Origin of the sequence: Intestinimonas butyriciproducens, from assembly GCF_004154955.1 — a bacterium.
Classification (GTDB): Bacteria; Bacillota; Clostridia; order Oscillospirales; family Oscillospiraceae; genus Intestinimonas; species Intestinimonas butyriciproducens.
This window is the reverse complement of record NZ_CP011524.1, coordinates 1,372,535-1,387,243: the sequence shown is the minus strand read 5'-3', so window position 1 is coordinate 1,387,243 and position 14,709 is coordinate 1,372,535. Positions and strand designations below refer to the sequence as shown.

Here is a 14,709-nt window from a genome sequence, read left to right as displayed (position 1 = left end):
GCAATTTGTTGGCTTCACGTACATCATACCGGCACTCTGCTGCAAAATAAAGGAGCAATTCCGCACGCCTCTGTGCATTCAGTGCACAGAGCGTCTAAAATTGACATAACTCTTCTTTTGTCTTATTGTCAAAAAAATAACCGGACATAGCGTAAGGGGTGTGATGGTGCTATGACGCTGGAGCAGCTGGCGTTTATTTCAGAGGTGGAAGCCGCCGGTACGATCGTTGCCGCGGCAAGGAACCTCTACGTCTCCCACACCACGGTCAGCCGCGCCATTTCCAGTCTGGAGGACGAACTGGGCTTTGCCATTTTTGACCGCTCCAGGCGTGGTTCTACTCTGACCGACAAAGGCGCAGAGGCTATCCGTCTGGCCAGGATCATTTTGGAGAATGCCGAGAGTCTCAAGCAGTTGGGTGAGAGCAGGGAAACCGGCGCTCTGCATATCGGAGCTTACCCCATCGGTCCTACTACCTTTTTGCGGGATGTGGTATCCAGATTCAATCATGTCTATCCCGAGTATACGATTTTTCTCAATCACGCGGGTGTAAACGATATTATCGCCGGTGTGCGGGACCTTACCCTGGACTTCGGCCTCATCTGCTGTCTGCCAGAGCTTTGGAGCTCCGGCCGCGCTTCCGTCCAAGTCACAGAGTTGTTTGAATCCAATCTAGTCATCATCTGCAGCCCGGATTCTCCATTGTCCAAGAAACCCTTTGTCACTCCGAATGATCTGAAACATGAGATCTTTATCCTCCAGAGTGAGGAGCAAGTCCTATACATGATGCAGCATGTCTTTTTCCCCGGAGATATGCCGCCAATCTCTATGTTCTCCAACAACAATGAGTTGATCAAAACCACGGTCATGTCCAATCATATGATCGCCACTTATGTTGAGATGGTCATTGCGGACGATCCCCTTGTGAAATCCGGTCGACTGGCCTGTGTCCCCATCAAACTGGGGGCCGAATTATACAAGCTGAAATATCTCTATGTCCGTCCACTAAAAAAGCGGATCAGCGCCGCGGAACGCACTTTTATCCGGCTGATGCCCTTTTAACCCGGAAACTTCCGTTCCAACGCAGAAGTTCGAAACAGCTCTCCGAAAGAAATTGCCCCAATCGCCTTATGTGCGATTGGGGTAACTTCTTTGTTCCGGTCTGAAACCGATATTTTGCTGAATTATATGTTGATGGGTGTTTCCTTTTCCGCCGCATTTACAAACATGGTCGGCAAAGAGCGGCTGGAGGAAATAACAGACTATTTTCATCCAATCCTGGCTGTCAGTCTGCTGGCTGCTTATTGTGGATCTTGGCGCCCCGCTAAATTACCATCTGATTCCGGGCGCGGGATTCTACACCTTTTTATATATTGGGGCAAGGTTCGGCGCCAAAGCGATGAAGATGCCAGGTACCGTACAGAAGTATCTAGGCCTTACACTGCTGCCCCATTCGGGCGTTTCTCTTGTCTTCACTGGGATTGCCTGCGTTACTTTGGCCTCACGGCCGGAACTTGTAGGCATCCTGCAGGGAACGATTGCCGCCTCGGCTGTGATCAATGAGATCATTGCTGTGGTTGCCGCAAAAAATGGCTTTGAATTGGCGGGTGAAATTGAAAAGAGATAAGCATAAGTACAAATGAATAGTCAAGGCGGTTGATATCGCCTTTCGCTATTTCGATTTTTCTTTAACTGCCGATCCGTTTCTGGTCGTACTTCCATTTTAAAAAGAGCTAACTGACCCAAACAAAATCAGTTAGCTCTTTTATATAGGGATTTTGCGGAAATTATAAAGGATGTTACCAAATCGTTGCCACAGAGAGACCTAAAACTTGAAAAATCCAGTCATCTCAAGGCTTCCCAGCCCCATAATGTCGCAGGGCAAAGAAATTTAACCTAAACGAGGCAATTCTATTTATCCTGTTGGATCGCCGCTCTCGGGTTGCCTTCACTCCATGGTGGTATTACGCAGAATGTTCCAAAAGGTGTGTGTTCATGCGGGTTTAGGATAGTTTGTAGAACAAAAAATGGCCCTGCATCATATTTCTATGTCGGGGGCACTAATCTTTTTTGCCCTTTGTCCCTTGGTTTTAGGCTAAATTTCTTTGCCCTGCGACAACTCAATTTACTCCCATTCGATTGTGGCGGGCGGTTTGGACGTGATGTCGTAAACAATGCGGTTGATGTGCGGCACCTCGTTGACGATGCGGACGCTGACTCGGTCCAGCACCTCGTATGGGATGCGGGTCCAATCCGCCGTCATAAAATCACTGGTGGTGACGCTGCGCAGCGCCAAGGTGTAATCATATGTCCGGCCATCGCCCTGGACGCCCACCGAACGCATGTTGGTCAGCACCGCAAAGTACTGGTTCATGCTGCCCTCCAGCCCGGCTTTGTCGATCTCGTCCCGGAAAATGAAGTCCGCCAGACGCAGCGTGTCCAGCTTCTCCTTCGTGATCTCGCCAATGATGCGGATCGCCAGGCCCGGACCCGGGAAAGGCTGGCGCATCACCAGGTACTCCGGCAGCTCCAGTTCCCGGCCCAGCTGGCGGACCTCATCCTTAAAGAGCATCCGCAGCGGCTCCAGCACACCCTTGAACCGGGCCACCACCTCGGGGGGCAGCAGGCGGTTGTGGTGGCTCTTGATGACGGCTGAAAAATCCTGTCACACATCCCTAAAAGCGTTGCAGAAAAAGAAAGTATTGGCTTCCTTCTTCACTTTTCCCACTCATTATAGCATGACCATTTTTGTGATTCAAGTTTCCCACTCAAGGTTTGCAAACTTTTAAAAAGAAAGAGGCAGAAAGTGAAAACATTATGGTTGCTTTCTTTAAGTTCCAGCATCTTCTTCAATATTTTGTGTATATTCCAAAGTTGCCATAAGAAGTTTTTTGATAGATGATGGAGTAGTAAAGCTGGTAAACATTCTTGAGAAGACTCCTTGTCCTATGTCTACTGACATTCCGTTTTTTTCAACAACAATGCCCCGCCCATCAATGTCGAATATTTTGTTAGAACCTTTCATCTTAGAGTTCAATCTGGCTGTTTCTTTTTTACTTAACCATCTTACATTACAGCCATCTTCTTTGAAAGTTTCCAACCATTTTTCGATATCAAGGGTCATTTTGATAACCTTTTTCCCCAAGATCAAATCTATTATGAACGTATCTGAAAATGAATGTAAAAATATTGGGTAAGACAGTGGATCGTAAAAGGACACTCTCATGTCATAAATTGGCATTTTTATCTTTAGGCTTTTAGACCACATATCAAATACTTGACTTGGGAACTTTCCTATATCATATACACCGATTAGTAGACACTGCTCAATAACTGAGATAGAATAACCTTTTTTGTGGCAGTTTTTTGATAAATCGCTTACTATGTCTGAATAGGTATCGAGTTCTATTTCGTCTTGGATAATTCGCACCTTTTGCCCAGTCAGCAAATCCGTTCCGTAGCCAGTCGTAATTGTTTCGTGTGTTTGACTCGACTTGTGGATTTGTTTAATGGCTCTTTTGAACTGCTTTACAAATTTTTCGTCTTTATTTTCCAATGCATATTGGAGATGTCTGGGACATTGAGTTTTTGACACTTCTTCTATTAGCTCAAAAACTTCATCGTTTACGGCTCCTTCTTTTAATTCAGAAATGCAAATTCCACTATCTTTACCAATCGTAACTACATCGCCTATTTGAATAAAGGATGTCAAATCACTAATTAGAGCAAATCCACTTGGCTCCTTGTTCTGAAAATGTTTAATAAATAATAGCTCTGAATCTAAATTGGAATCTGTAATATCAATAAGTGCTTCTCCGCAATACAACCTTCGCATGGTAGATAAATCATAATGAAAGAGTTGCCATGCAATAGAATCCATTACTTTTCTTAAAACATGCTCCTGATATTCTGCTTTTTTTAGGGATTGCTTAACAGTCTCTTCCTCTTCTTTTTTCCTCTGACGCCTTACCTCCGCCAAAGTAGCTTTCAGTCTCTTCTGTTCCAATAAAACTTTTTTCAAAAGATAACATACTCTTTCTTGAGCTGCAAAAAAGCCTTTATGAACCTGAGTAAAAAACTCATCCATTTTGTCCGCATCTTTGGCGACTTTATTCTGGTTGTCAACCTTAAAGCCTATATGCTGAATTCCATATTCGCGCACATAATAAATCAAAGTTTTCAGTTCTCGTGAGAATTTGGCATCATTCATTTTGCTTTCCTTCCAATTCAATTGGCGTGCATTACAAATATAATTCTGTAATCTGGCCCAAAAAAGTTTTCATCTCATCAACTACTTCAGGGGGATTGATGATCTTGGCCCGTTTCCTAAAACCGCATACCCATGCAAAAAACTGATTGCTGATTTCCACGTCGGCGGTCACAACAAAATGCTTTTCGTCGTCGGGCCGATAGAATACATCCTTCCCAGTTCCAAACCGCTCGACAGCCGTATCAAGCAATGGATTGATAAATCGAATACTGACACGCTTCTGCTCTCCGCCAAACATGGAGAACACGCGGCGGGTATAGGTTTCCATGTCTATCTTTGAAAACGCCTCCGCGCCTTCCCGTGGCTCCGAAAGTACCTTTACTTCCTTCATGCGGTCAATTCGATATGTCCGCATATCCTGGGCCTTATCGTCAAAGGCCAGCAGATAATAGTTGCCTTCATTGATCAGCAGTTTGTAGGGGCTGACTTTGTAGGCTGCCCCTTTGCGGCGCTCTACTTGTGTTATCCCATCTTGAAGTGTATATTTCAAATATTTGAAGCTGATTCTCTGCGGGGTGTGGGGCTTGCCGTCTTGCCTGGTCGCCATGGCCTGATTGATCTTCGTAATGATTGCCATGGTTCCCTTTTGCGTTGTTTTCACCCGGTCACACAGGAATACTTCCCGTTGAAGCTGCTCCGCCTGATAGGTGCTGCAAAACTCGCCCAGTGTGTCCACCAAATCTTTCGCTTGCCGGGCGGATATGAACTTTGCCGCATGGACACACTCAGCCAGCAACCGCAGATCGTCAAACTCAAATTGACGGGACAGCAGCCGGTATTTTCCGCCCTGTCCGCCTTCTATATCCATCCCAAACACATCCCGCAGGGCGGCAATATCCCGGTAGATGGCGCGGCGCTCTGCCTCAATCCCGCACTCGTCTTTCAGATAGTCCACCACATCCCCGGAGGTAACGGGGTGGTTCTCGTCGGAGTTCTCCAAAAAGTATTTGGCAACATAGAGCGTTTTCACTTTTTGGTTTTCTGACTTTGCCATGTGTGCCGCCTCGCTTTCCAGGTCTTATGTCCAGTGTATCACAAAATCAGGAAAAAGACAGCAGCAAACAGCATTGAGGCCGCTCGACACGAGCGGCCCCAATGCTGTCAAATGAGCTGTGCGTGATTCTGTATTGCTGTTTCAATCCGTTGTGGCTCAATGCCGATATACCGCTGTGTGACGGCGGCGGAGCTGTGCTGTAATAGCCGCTGCACCAGGGCTATGTCGTAGCCGTTTGCCTTGTATATCTCCGTGGCGTACCATTTGCGGAAGCTGTGGGTGCTGATACCCTCATAGCCCAGATAGTCGCACACGATATGGAGCTGCTTTTGAATGGCCCGTTCTGTGATGGAAAAAATCAGATCATCGCGGCGGATATTGTGTCGCAAGCAATAATTCTCTATGTATTGCTGAATGACCAGCGGGACGGTGAACGCACGGCGCTTGCCGGTTTTCTGCTCGGTGATCTCCAGGCGGTATCTGTCCCCATCCCGGACAATATCGCAGGGCCGCAGATTCAATATATCGCTGACGCGCAAGCCTAAATTCCCTTCCAGCACCAGGGCGGTGGCTATCCGCTCATTAGGACGGCAGCCGCTGAATCCCTCCTTCATAGTCTGTATGATCTCCTTGTATTGCTCGGTGGTGAGCGCCTTGGTTTTCTTGTTCATGGTGGCCTCCATCGTCAAAAGTTCGTTTTTTGAGGCGGGAAAGTTCGTGTATTTCGGACGGCGGCGGGAAAGTCCCGTGATTGCTGGTTTTTGGTGTTCGTATTTCTTCACTTATACGAACTTCGGGAAATGGGCGGGGATTTCTCCCCGCCCTTCCCTGTCAACCGGCCAGCACCATCCGTTCGTTACAGTCCAGGCAAGCGATATTCACCGCTTTGGTGGCCCGAACGGAATTCCCGCAGCAGGGGCAGATATACTTTCTCGTGCTGGACGGGCGCGGCGGTGGGGTGATTCCTGTGCCGCTGTGCGTCCCAGTGCCGGTGACCTGGAAGCCGATAAACTCGTTGCGGTTTATGAGAATGTCGGTCAAGCCGTTCTCCAATATGAAGTCAAGCAGCGCCTCGCCGGGGGCCGTGTGTGACCATCCATATTTGTCGCTGTGGGTGACGATCAAGCCGTGGGCCTCCGCCGCCGCTTTGAATTTCTTATTGTGGTAGGTATTGCACCGGCTGCAATCCTGCACGCCGTTCTCGAAGTTGTAGTAGTGAACCATTTCATGAAGCAGGGTCGCCGCCACTTCCTCAATGGGGCGGGCCAGCGTTCCGGCCCCGATATTGATTTCATGGGTTCCGCCCAGCTTGGATACCCAGGTATCTTCCCGCAGGGAGAAGTGGCCGTAGGCGCGGGGCGTGGACTGAATGGTGATAGTGGGCCTTGAAAGTGTACCTTCAAAGAATTCGGCGTTCAGCAGATCGAACACTTTGTTGAGATAACCGGCCACGCGGTTATAGCTTGTCAGTTCCTTCATGTCGTTTCTCTCCTGTTCTTGATTTTGTGGAGAGGGCAAGCTATAATGTTCTTGCCCTCTCCGTTCTGGTTTGGGTGGGAGTCCTTTGCGTGTCTACTTTGGTCGGTGGTTCACGCAAGGGGCTTTTCTTTATGCGCTGATGGTGAAGCGGCGGCTCTGGCTCTGCTTGGTGAAGGCTTTGTAGAGGTCGCCGTACACCTTTTTGAAGGAAGTGGTATCGAAGCGGTTGGAGAGAACGGAAGTCCAGCGGACGATGTACTTTCCAGCGGCCAGCTCTTCGGTTTCGCGCTCCAGCATTTCGGCCTTGATGCTGTCCCGAATGGCTTCGGCCTCCGCCTTGGCCTCTTCCATAATGGCCTCCCACTCGTTCAGGGCCTCAATCTTGGCTACCAATTCATTCTTGCTCATGTTCAGATCTCCTTTTCTTTTATTGGGGTGTTCCCCTTGACTGATTATATATTACACCTTTTTTAAGTGTAATTCAATCCGCATAGTACACAAATATTACACTCAAATTATGTGTAATATTGACACTTGAAAAAGGTGTAATTCTGTGCTAAAATGAGGACAATGGAAAAGGAGTGCATTTTTTCATGCGCCCCGGAAGGAGGCAAGACATGCCCATTAAATACAAGGTTGATGTGATCGCAGCACTGAAAGAAGAGGGATACAATACCACCAGAATTCGGAAAGATAAGATCATGGGAGAAGCCATGCTGCAAAAAATTCGCAGCGGGCAGATGGTTTCTTGGGCTACACTCGAAACCATTTGCGAACTGCTGAACTGTCAGCCGGGGGATTTGCTGGAATACATCAAGGAATAGGAGGCGCTGCCATGTTTGGAGATACAGACCTGCCCCTTGCCCTTATCATGGAAGAGATTTTAGGCTGGGAGAAGAAGCCTGGTCAAAAGGATGAAGAAGAGGAGCAAAACCAACAAAAAGACACAACTCACAAAAAGTTCTAATACAAAAAAGAGAAGTCGGAGAGAAGTTTCAACAACTTCCTCCGACTTTTTGCGTTTATTTGAAATAATACTTGACCGTCTTATCCAGCTTTTCACGGAACACCTGAGTAAGCTCCTGCTCGGCCTTGGCTGTGATCTCCTTGGTGCTGCTGTCAATCACGCTTTTTGCCACAGCGTCCACCAGATCGCGCCGCTGCATGAGAAAGTCACAAAAGCGCTGGCGGCGGCTCTGTTCGTCCTGCCAATCCGCCTTTGCTCGCTTGTAATTCTCAAGGGCGCTTGGAGCGGAACTGCTTTGTGCAGCAAGCGCGACCTCTATCCAGGTAATACGGTTCGCGCTGTCCTGACGCTCAAAGTCCTGCAAAATCTAAAGTAATTCTTGAAACATGGCTGTTTCCTCCTTTTGATAATTTTTGAATATACACTTTCAAGTGTGGGAAGCGGTAGATGTACCATACCCCGTGGGGAATATACTTTTCTTTTATCCCCCTCGGGGTGTGGTACATCGGCGGCAGCTTCACTTGAAATTCTTTCGGTAAATGAATTTGCGTTCCGGCGTCCGGCGCTTGGTGTCAATCATCAGCCCGTCCCGAAGCAGATTGGAAATGGCCTTCGGGCCATAGCCCAGGGCCTTCAAATCATCCCTGGTAAAGTCGCCGTCCGGCAAGGTCTTACTGGCGCGAGCGGCTACCCTGTTTTTGCCCTTCTCCTTGTTTCTGACAGCGTTGGTTTCGTGGTTGTATTTTGCCATCTCGTCAGGGTCTTTCAAATCCCGGTTGTCCACCAATTCAACATCCGTGTTGTAGTCAATCACAAATTTATAATTAGCGGCGGGAATTTCCCCGGACAGCGGAAATGGAGCGGAACCGCTCACAAGGTATTCTCCCATCCACTCGGTTATTGCTTCCCTGTCTGCTGCTGCAAGGGTAAGACGCTTTCCGTCCTGATAGTACAATGCGGGGAAAATCTGTTTTTTCACCTTGGCGTAGGGAAGGCGGCCATTTCGGCAGCGGTCAAGAATTTCGATCAACTATTTTTGCCAGCACTCCCAGGTCATTGCCTTTCCCGTGAAAACCGCTCTGTTCTCCTGGTAGTCAACGGAATAGCACCATGTATGCTGTGCGGCACCGTCCAGCTTCATCCCCACGCCAAAGGTCACCAGTTTGGCTAATCCATTGGGCCAATACAAGCGGGCCAGCAAATCATCGGCGGTTTTGTTGTCCTCTTCGCGCTGGCAGAGATGGATTAAGTCAAAGCTGTCCTGTTCGCTCACTTCTTCCAGCTCATATTTCCACGCCAAAATTTCATACATCAGTTTGGTGCGCTGTCCGCCTGTCAGCCGCAGCACATCATCCGCAGCTTGCTCCAGGAATTTCACGCGCTTTTTGACTTTGTTGTATTGGTCGGGGAAGGCCAGCTTGAAGAACGCTTCCCGCTTGGAGCGGTTGCCATTCCAGACAATCCAATGCCCGGTTCTCTGCGTACCATCCTCTTCTGTTGTCACATTCTCCCAGGCAATCGGAAGGTCACGGAAGGTCGGTTCAGCGGTGGTGGTTTCTTCCAGCGCGGCGGAAGTATCATCTTCGAGCGGCAGCGAAACTTGTGCCTCTGGTTCTGGCGCTTGTACTGCTGATTTTATCTCTGCTTCATCAATGTCAAGGGCGTTTCTGGTATTCCGTATAATATCGACCCAATGATTATCATAAAGTTCTTTATCTGGCCCAATTTCACAAATATAGTCCCAGGTATTAGCGCAGCTTTGAGGCTGAAATGTTTTACCTGGTTTACTCCAAAACAGAAACACCTTCCCACCCAAATCAGCACCAAACACATGAAAAATATCAATACCAACAGAAATCCACGCTTTCTGCTTCCAATGCGGCGATTTTGTCCTTTCCAGATCAGCAAAGACTTCTCGCTGCTCTACGCTCATTTGCTGTAACAGTTCTCCTTCGGAAAGCTCTTCCAGCATGGCATAACTCTTGCCACCTTTACCGCTTGCGCGTTTACCCTTGCCGCCGCTCATGGGACGCGGCAAGTCAAAGTTTTCATTGATAAGCTGGTAAAGCTCTTGCGTCTTATCGGTCAGGCCAATGGTATTGTCCCACGGCTCCCATTCATAGATAAAATGGCCTACATCACAAAACATGTCCACTTTGTTTGCCTTGTCCAGCGAAGGAGCCGCATATTTACACACAAAACCCGCAGCGTTCTCACTTGTCAATAAATTGATACTGTCAAAAAGCGGTTCCGCCTTTTTCCTATCTACCCCATAGAACATGTGATAGCCGCCACTCTTTGACCGAGTTACTTTATCCGCTAAACGGTGAGCTTCCTTGAAAAAATGGCTCTCTTCGTCAAAATCATCAAAGTCAATGACAAAGATGTGAAGGTTGCCAAACATGGCATTGTCCAGCCAAAGGCCGATACGCAAATCTTTACTGCTTTTCTCCCAGTTCTCACTACTCCAAAACCGATAATATTCTGTTCTGGCTTCTTCATAAGAAAGTTCATAATATTTACGTTTATCGCCACTTTTGCTGCCATATAAATCCTGGATTGTATCATCATAATGGTCGATATAAACAGGGATTTTCTTTGAACCCAAAGTAAAACAGTTATTGTATGTCGGCTTATCCCCCGTTGGCGACAGGTTCTATTTTTCCATCTTGTGCGCTTCCTTTCTTTGTAGATTTAAGCAAACAGTAGGAAGCGTGTTGCCAGCACTTGGCGTTGCTGCCCGGAAGCATAGAACGGAAGCGCTCTACAAGATGGAAGGCCGCAGCGCCTTCATCCTACTGCTTGTTTAAGCCTACAAAGGGAACGATGAATTACAAATCCTATTTTCCTTTTTCTGTAAATATTATAACATAAAAATTTTTTTAATGCAAACAAGCGGTTTTGTCCTTATATTTGCCTCATTCTACAACAAAGTTGTTGCCTTCACTCTAAAAGTTTTTACTTAATGATTTGAAGTTATCGCTACTTCTCAAAAGTTGTTTCGGAGTTGTCGGTTCTTCTCACAAGTTGAATTCTTGCGTGTAGAAGATCTGTTTTTGAAAGTGCAGTTTCAATTTGGAGCGGAACCCAGATCGCGAGCGGGTGAAGGAATTTCCCTCACAAGAAGGTCAAAGGGTAGGCCGGGAGTACCCCCAGGTGGAGCGGAACAGAGGAAACACCGCGCGGCGGCGGGGGACGGTTCCGGGAAAATACAGTTGTAATTTCTGGCGGCGGCTTTTCTTGGCAGTTTTCCCGACCGCTGAAAAATCACGGGAAACACGGACGAAAACGGCAAAGAATACATGAAAAATACTCACCCTTAATTCAAAGAATTGAGGGCGAGTATCACTTAATAATTAGTGCTGCTCGGCTTTGTGAATAGCAAGAGTTTTTCCTGCCTTACTCTTGGCTTTGCAAGTAGACGATTTGGCTGCAAGTGTTTTAGCGGCTTTGCCTACTTTGCCACCATGATGGATTGCCATGAATAATCTCCTTTCAATGGTGAGGGAGGACGAAACCGCCAACATCCTCCCTGAAGGTTAGTTACTGTTTGTCAGCCTGAACGGCGATACGGAACGCATTAAGGCCATACGCCTTGGCATAAATCCGTCTACCATTACGAGTAGTGATATACGCCGTGTAAACATAAGTAACCGAAGAATTGTCCCGTTCAGTTTGGGATAACTTCACGTCGTTATTCAAACGCTCGCCCTCCTTTCCAAAAGATTTTCCGTGACTTGATAAAAACGAGTTGTAAGCAAATCACTGAAACCTCTTGAAAAAAGCAGAGACGACCATATACTTATAATTTGTCAGGAGTAAAGTATATGGGCGGTTTAGCCGTCTGAACTTTTCTCAACAGGGCCTTGACTGAGCTGCAACTCAGCCAAGGCCTTTTTATATGTCATCCGGCGTTGCCGGTAGACACCGATCAAGTGAGCACAATTGCTTTGGAAAGGTCAAATACAATGGCTCGTTCCTCTCGAAGCAAGACTCCATCAGCCCGGTAGCCATTTTCTTTGAGGTTCCATCCCATCACGCGCTCCAGCGTGTTCAACAAATCACGTGCGTTCCATCGGACAGACAGTACACCAGACGCCTTGGGCCGATAAAATACAGTTGCATTTTTGTCATCCGCACTACATGCTTGAACTGCGACTTGCTTCGTCTCTGGATTGATAAGAAATCTTGCGTACTCTGGTTCGCCCAATTTGAGCGTCACCGACTTGTTGAAGGTGATGCCGTTCTGCGTAAATGACGCATACGGAACTCCCTCCGAAAAGTCAAAAGCTCTGAATCCATCTAATGCAGACATATCAAACACCTCCTTTGCGCAGTCCCATTATACTATATATCAAGGAATAATGCAACTATTGCGTCGGATATTTTGCAAACTTCTCGTTGTGTTCACGTCCTTGTATTGTTGTTTCTTCTATACATCTTCTTTATTCCTGTGTGAAAATTAGCCTCTGATACATTTGCATTGGTTTCGCTACACAAGATGTTTCTGGTGTGGCCTTGTGATAAATTACGGGGAGCACGACCGGGAACGGCAAACAGTTAAATAACATGAAGGGCAAGAGTTTCGGTCTGTAAATTACTCTTGCCCTTCTATCGTTTCTTCAATTTTTGCCACCAATTCACTTGGTCGCATTTCTAATGCACTTGCAATTTTCCAAATTGTTTCAAAATTTGCTTGTTTTGTGCCGTTTTCAATCATTGATAAATGTGTGCGCGCAATCCCGGCAAAGCCGCTTAACACATCTTGGGAAATCCCTTTTGCTTTCCGTAGGTTTCGGATTGTTTGTCCAACCGCATGATTATCAAACTGCACGACAACACCTCTTTTCTCACTATATTTTATGAGAAAATCTTTGCTGCGTTGTCTATGATAGTAGACATTCCTCCAAAACCATGCTATACTTCACTTGGTAAACCCCTGTCTTATATTTTAATCGATTAGGAGGAATCAGCACAAATGAAAAAGATAGTGTCTCTTTTACTGGCAGGAACATTAGTGTTGTCGTTAGCTGCTTGCGGCGGGAATGAAACCAGTGACACCGGCGTATCAGACAGCGGTGAAACCAATCTCCCGAGCAGTAGCGAAACACCCAGCGACGATGCCAATAGCAGTCAAGAAGTAACTGTTCCCAACAATGGGGAGTGGGACGAAATCCTCTGTTCCGGGGACGGGTATCACCTGGTAAAAAAAGAAGTTGACGCCTACGATGGGTATAAATTTATGCTTGGTGTTGTGAACGATGATGGCGAGTGGGTACAGGAATTGACCGACACGGGAACTTTCGTAGATGAAGTGCGCTTCCGCGCCGAGGGCAGCAGCGAAACTTTGCGGGATAGTTCTTGTTACATGTACTTGGGAGAAGGCGTGTTCCTTGCTTCTCCGGGCGTGTCCGTATACACGAAGGACGAAGAGTACCGGGTCGGCCCCTGGGAGAACAGCGTATCGTATAGCCCCACCGGACGAGGCGAAGTCGCTATCTGGGAATGCCTTCTTTGGAACGTGACAGATAATTCCCAGACAAAGATTAACGCTTCAAAAATGTCCGTATTCCAGGACGGATACTTGCTTTTCTGTGAAGAGGACGAGATGGGTAAGGGGACGCTCAATGCGATGAATCCAAAGGGTGAAATTACTGAACTCTCATGCCAATACTTGCCCAATAAACCGATGCACAATTTCCCTGTGTATTCCGAAGGGCTGTTCTACGCTTGTTCGGAAAATTCTAATCCCGGTTTTTTTGACATTGAGGGAAATATGGTCATTGACTTGTCAGCGTATGACGTAGGTAGAATACCCTATTCCATTGAAATGGGAGTAAATGCTCCGTACTTTGAAAATGGACAAGCTACTATTCTATTCGCCAATAATGCCGGTAGTGTGTTTGAGGCAGTTATTGATAAAACAGGAGCATTTGTAGGTAAAGCCGAAAAAGTAGATGTTACTGTTTATTGATTACAACATAGCCAAAGAGGACGGTACACCAGCAGTACCGTCCTCTCTCATTTTGTATTCCATGTTTTCTTTCCTTATTTGTCCCCGAAGTCCACCGTTTTTCCCTGGCTATTTACCCTTCTATTCAGATAAACTCGCTCATACTCTTTGAGATAATCTTCATCCGTCCACTTGGCAAGTTCTTCGTGGGTAAGCCAATGACCGTCGGCACTGCGCCACCCATAATCGTCAATAGCGAATTCGATTTCAGCGTCCATCATGTTAATAATATCTTCTCTTGTCATAGTATTCATGTCCATATCGTCATTCTCCTTTTCAGATCTGAAAAATACACTTCAAGTTAGGCGTCCTTCTTTTCCAGTTGCTCGCCCTGCTCCTTCTTCTCTTCCTGCTTCTTCTGGGAGGTCGGAAAGTCAATCACCTTGAGGGCGTTGTTGCCGAAGTCGGGCAGCTCTTTGTACTTGGGGAACTGGGCCTCGAACCATTCCCGCACGAACTTGTAGGGGCTGTTCTGGCCCAGGGAACACCTCTTAACCGTATCGAACTGGGCCAGCAGCTCGCCGGCGTTCTTAAACACGCTCATGTACTGCTCCATGTGCTTGTAGGTCAGGTTCTTGGTGGGCCGGGCCTTCTTGGGAGCGCGGCGGGTCTTGCGGGTAATCGTCAGGCCGGGGAAGTCGGCGCGGAGCTGCTTCAACAGCTTGTATTCCTCGGAAGCAGGATTGTTGGTGGCTTCCTCGAAAGCCTTGCTCATGGCGAGGGTGTTGTTCACAAAATCAATCTTGTAAGTGTTCTTCATGGTAATCTTCTCCTTTTCGATATTTCAATATTTATTTAGTGTGCAAACTCTAACAGGTCGTTCCTATCCACATCGGACATTACCTTTTCCCGAACAGCTTCATACTCTTCCTTTAACTGGGTATCTGTCAGGGCTTCCAATCGCACTTCCTGTTCCCGGTATTCCGGTTCGCCTTCATACGCAGCAAGCAGGAAGTCAATCATTGAATTTCTATCTTTTTCCATAGTAG

General features: G+C 47.1%; 19 protein-coding genes and 1 pseudogene. 5 read left to right on the top strand and 15 right to left on the bottom strand.

Going from position 1 to position 14,709, the window contains the following annotated elements:
• Window positions 1–171 precede the first annotated feature (171 nt).
• Window positions 172–1,059, top strand: a complete 888-nt coding sequence (locus tag SRB521_RS06825; RefSeq protein WP_116722028.1) for a LysR family transcriptional regulator — start codon at window positions 172–174, stop codon at window positions 1,057–1,059.
• A 244-nt stretch (window positions 1,060–1,303) separates the two neighbouring features.
• Window positions 1,304–1,624: a hypothetical protein gene (locus SRB521_RS06820; protein ID WP_207216006.1), complete on the top strand. Its 321-nt coding sequence runs from the start codon at window positions 1,304–1,306 to the stop codon at window positions 1,622–1,624.
• Between the two features lie 498 nt (window positions 1,625–2,122).
• On the opposite strand, the pseudogene SRB521_RS06815 reads toward SRB521_RS06820, so the two are convergent.
• The 6 genes and pseudogenes from SRB521_RS06815 to SRB521_RS06790 form a co-directional block, all read right to left on the bottom strand.
• Window positions 2,123–2,653 (bottom strand): annotated as a pseudogene (locus SRB521_RS06815) (GMP synthase (glutamine-hydrolyzing)); the annotation flags it as partial.
• Window positions 2,654–2,827: 174 nt separating this feature from the next.
• Window positions 2,828–4,207, bottom strand: a complete 1,380-nt coding sequence (locus SRB521_RS06810; protein ID WP_116722027.1) for a hypothetical protein — start codon at window positions 4,205–4,207, stop codon at window positions 2,828–2,830.
• Window positions 4,208–4,238: 31 nt separating this feature from the next.
• Window positions 4,239–5,261: a helix-turn-helix transcriptional regulator gene (locus SRB521_RS06805; protein ID WP_116722026.1), complete on the bottom strand. Its 1,023-nt coding sequence runs from the start codon at window positions 5,259–5,261 to the stop codon at window positions 4,239–4,241.
• 107 nt (window positions 5,262–5,368) lie between these two features.
• Window positions 5,369–5,932: a tyrosine-type recombinase/integrase gene (locus tag SRB521_RS06800; protein WP_242976550.1), complete on the bottom strand. Its 564-nt coding sequence runs from the start codon at window positions 5,930–5,932 to the stop codon at window positions 5,369–5,371.
• 160 nt (window positions 5,933–6,092) lie between these two features.
• Window positions 6,093–6,740: a SprT-like domain-containing protein gene (locus SRB521_RS06795; protein ID WP_116722024.1), complete on the bottom strand. Its 648-nt coding sequence runs from the start codon at window positions 6,738–6,740 to the stop codon at window positions 6,093–6,095.
• A gap of 129 nt (window positions 6,741–6,869) precedes the next feature.
• The gene (locus SRB521_RS06790) at window positions 6,870–7,148 is read right to left on the bottom strand and encodes a hypothetical protein (RefSeq protein WP_116722023.1); all 279 of its coding nucleotides are present in this window, start codon (window positions 7,146–7,148) and stop codon (window positions 6,870–6,872) included.
• 209 nt (window positions 7,149–7,357) lie between these two features.
• Here SRB521_RS06790 and SRB521_RS06785 point away from each other — a divergent pair, with 209 nt between their 5' ends.
• Entirely contained in the window at window positions 7,358–7,564 is a 207-nt protein-coding gene (locus SRB521_RS06785) for a helix-turn-helix domain-containing protein (protein ID WP_116722022.1), read from the top strand.
• A gap of 11 nt (window positions 7,565–7,575) precedes the next feature.
• Window positions 7,576–7,707 carry a hypothetical protein gene (locus SRB521_RS16665; protein WP_257534829.1) on the top strand — a complete coding sequence of 44 codons (132 nt, stop codon included), beginning with the start codon at window positions 7,576–7,578 and terminating at the stop codon, window positions 7,705–7,707.
• Window positions 7,708–7,762: 55 nt separating this feature from the next.
• Here SRB521_RS16665 and SRB521_RS06780 read toward each other — a convergent pair whose 3' ends face one another.
• The 6 genes from SRB521_RS06780 to SRB521_RS06760 form a co-directional block, all read right to left on the bottom strand.
• Window positions 7,763–8,071 (bottom strand): hypothetical protein, encoded by a 309-nt coding sequence (locus SRB521_RS06780; RefSeq protein ID WP_116722021.1) that lies wholly within the window; start codon window positions 8,069–8,071, stop codon window positions 7,763–7,765.
• Between the two features lie 153 nt (window positions 8,072–8,224).
• Window positions 8,225–8,737: a hypothetical protein gene (locus SRB521_RS06775; RefSeq protein WP_116722020.1), complete on the bottom strand. Its 513-nt coding sequence runs from the start codon at window positions 8,735–8,737 to the stop codon at window positions 8,225–8,227.
• On the bottom strand, window positions 8,738–10,315 hold the full coding sequence (locus SRB521_RS06770) for a hypothetical protein (RefSeq protein WP_129868820.1): 1,578 nt from the start codon (window positions 10,313–10,315) through the stop codon (window positions 8,738–8,740).
• A gap of 748 nt (window positions 10,316–11,063) precedes the next feature.
• Window positions 11,064–11,189: a hypothetical protein gene (locus SRB521_RS16660; RefSeq protein ID WP_257534830.1), complete on the bottom strand. Its 126-nt coding sequence runs from the start codon at window positions 11,187–11,189 to the stop codon at window positions 11,064–11,066.
• Between the two features lie 449 nt (window positions 11,190–11,638).
• Window positions 11,639–12,022: a hypothetical protein gene (locus SRB521_RS06765; protein ID WP_116722018.1), complete on the bottom strand. Its 384-nt coding sequence runs from the start codon at window positions 12,020–12,022 to the stop codon at window positions 11,639–11,641.
• A gap of 282 nt (window positions 12,023–12,304) precedes the next feature.
• Complete coding sequence (locus tag SRB521_RS06760) at window positions 12,305–12,541, bottom strand: helix-turn-helix domain-containing protein (RefSeq protein WP_165366590.1); 237 nt, start codon at window positions 12,539–12,541, stop codon at window positions 12,305–12,307.
• Window positions 12,542–12,685: 144 nt separating this feature from the next.
• Between SRB521_RS06760 and SRB521_RS06755 the strand changes: the two genes are divergently transcribed.
• Complete coding sequence (locus SRB521_RS06755) at window positions 12,686–13,681, top strand: hypothetical protein (protein ID WP_116722016.1); 996 nt, start codon at window positions 12,686–12,688, stop codon at window positions 13,679–13,681.
• Window positions 13,682–13,755: 74 nt separating this feature from the next.
• Here the strand turns inward: SRB521_RS06755 and SRB521_RS06750 are convergent, their stop codons facing one another.
• The 3 genes from SRB521_RS06750 to SRB521_RS06740 are packed head-to-tail and all read right to left on the bottom strand — an operon-like array spanning window position 13,756 to window position 14,704.
• Entirely contained in the window at window positions 13,756–13,980 is a 225-nt protein-coding gene (locus SRB521_RS06750; protein WP_116722015.1) for a hypothetical protein, read from the bottom strand.
• A gap of 41 nt (window positions 13,981–14,021) precedes the next feature.
• Window positions 14,022–14,480: a hypothetical protein gene (locus SRB521_RS06745; RefSeq protein WP_116722014.1), complete on the bottom strand. Its 459-nt coding sequence runs from the start codon at window positions 14,478–14,480 to the stop codon at window positions 14,022–14,024.
• A gap of 35 nt (window positions 14,481–14,515) precedes the next feature.
• Window positions 14,516–14,704 (bottom strand): hypothetical protein, encoded by a 189-nt coding sequence (locus SRB521_RS06740; protein ID WP_116722013.1) that lies wholly within the window; start codon window positions 14,702–14,704, stop codon window positions 14,516–14,518.
• Between the last annotated feature and the right edge of the window lie 5 nt (window positions 14,705–14,709).

Coding starts and splice junctions, on each gene's coding strand:
- SRB521_RS06795 (WP_116722024.1), bottom strand. CDS start 6,740: ATGAAGGAACTGACAAGCTATAACCGCGTGGCCGGTTATCTCAACAAA.
- SRB521_RS06745 (WP_116722014.1), bottom strand. CDS start 14,480: ATGAAGAACACTTACAAGATTGATTTTGTGAACAACACCCTCGCCATG.
- SRB521_RS06765 (WP_116722018.1), bottom strand. CDS start 12,022: ATGTCTGCATTAGATGGATTCAGAGCTTTTGACTTTTCGGAGGGAGTT.
- SRB521_RS06740 (WP_116722013.1), bottom strand. CDS start 14,704: ATGGAAAAAGATAGAAATTCAATGATTGACTTCCTGCTTGCTGCGTAT.
- SRB521_RS06800 (WP_242976550.1), bottom strand. CDS start 5,932: ATGAACAAGAAAACCAAGGCGCTCACCACCGAGCAATACAAGGAGATC.
- SRB521_RS06805 (WP_116722026.1), bottom strand. CDS start 5,261: ATGGCAAAGTCAGAAAACCAAAAAGTGAAAACGCTCTATGTTGCCAAA.
- SRB521_RS06825 (WP_116722028.1), top strand. CDS start 172: ATGACGCTGGAGCAGCTGGCGTTTATTTCAGAGGTGGAAGCCGCCGGT.
- SRB521_RS06810 (WP_116722027.1), bottom strand. CDS start 4,207: ATGAATGATGCCAAATTCTCACGAGAACTGAAAACTTTGATTTATTAT.
- SRB521_RS06790 (WP_116722023.1), bottom strand. CDS start 7,148: ATGAGCAAGAATGAATTGGTAGCCAAGATTGAGGCCCTGAACGAGTGG.
- SRB521_RS06755 (WP_116722016.1), top strand. CDS start 12,686: ATGAAAAAGATAGTGTCTCTTTTACTGGCAGGAACATTAGTGTTGTCG.
- SRB521_RS16665 (WP_257534829.1), top strand. CDS start 7,576: ATGTTTGGAGATACAGACCTGCCCCTTGCCCTTATCATGGAAGAGATT.
- SRB521_RS16660 (WP_257534830.1), bottom strand. CDS start 11,189: ATGGCAATCCATCATGGTGGCAAAGTAGGCAAAGCCGCTAAAACACTT.
- SRB521_RS06785 (WP_116722022.1), top strand. CDS start 7,358: ATGCCCATTAAATACAAGGTTGATGTGATCGCAGCACTGAAAGAAGAG.
- SRB521_RS06750 (WP_116722015.1), bottom strand. CDS start 13,980: ATGGACATGAATACTATGACAAGAGAAGATATTATTAACATGATGGAC.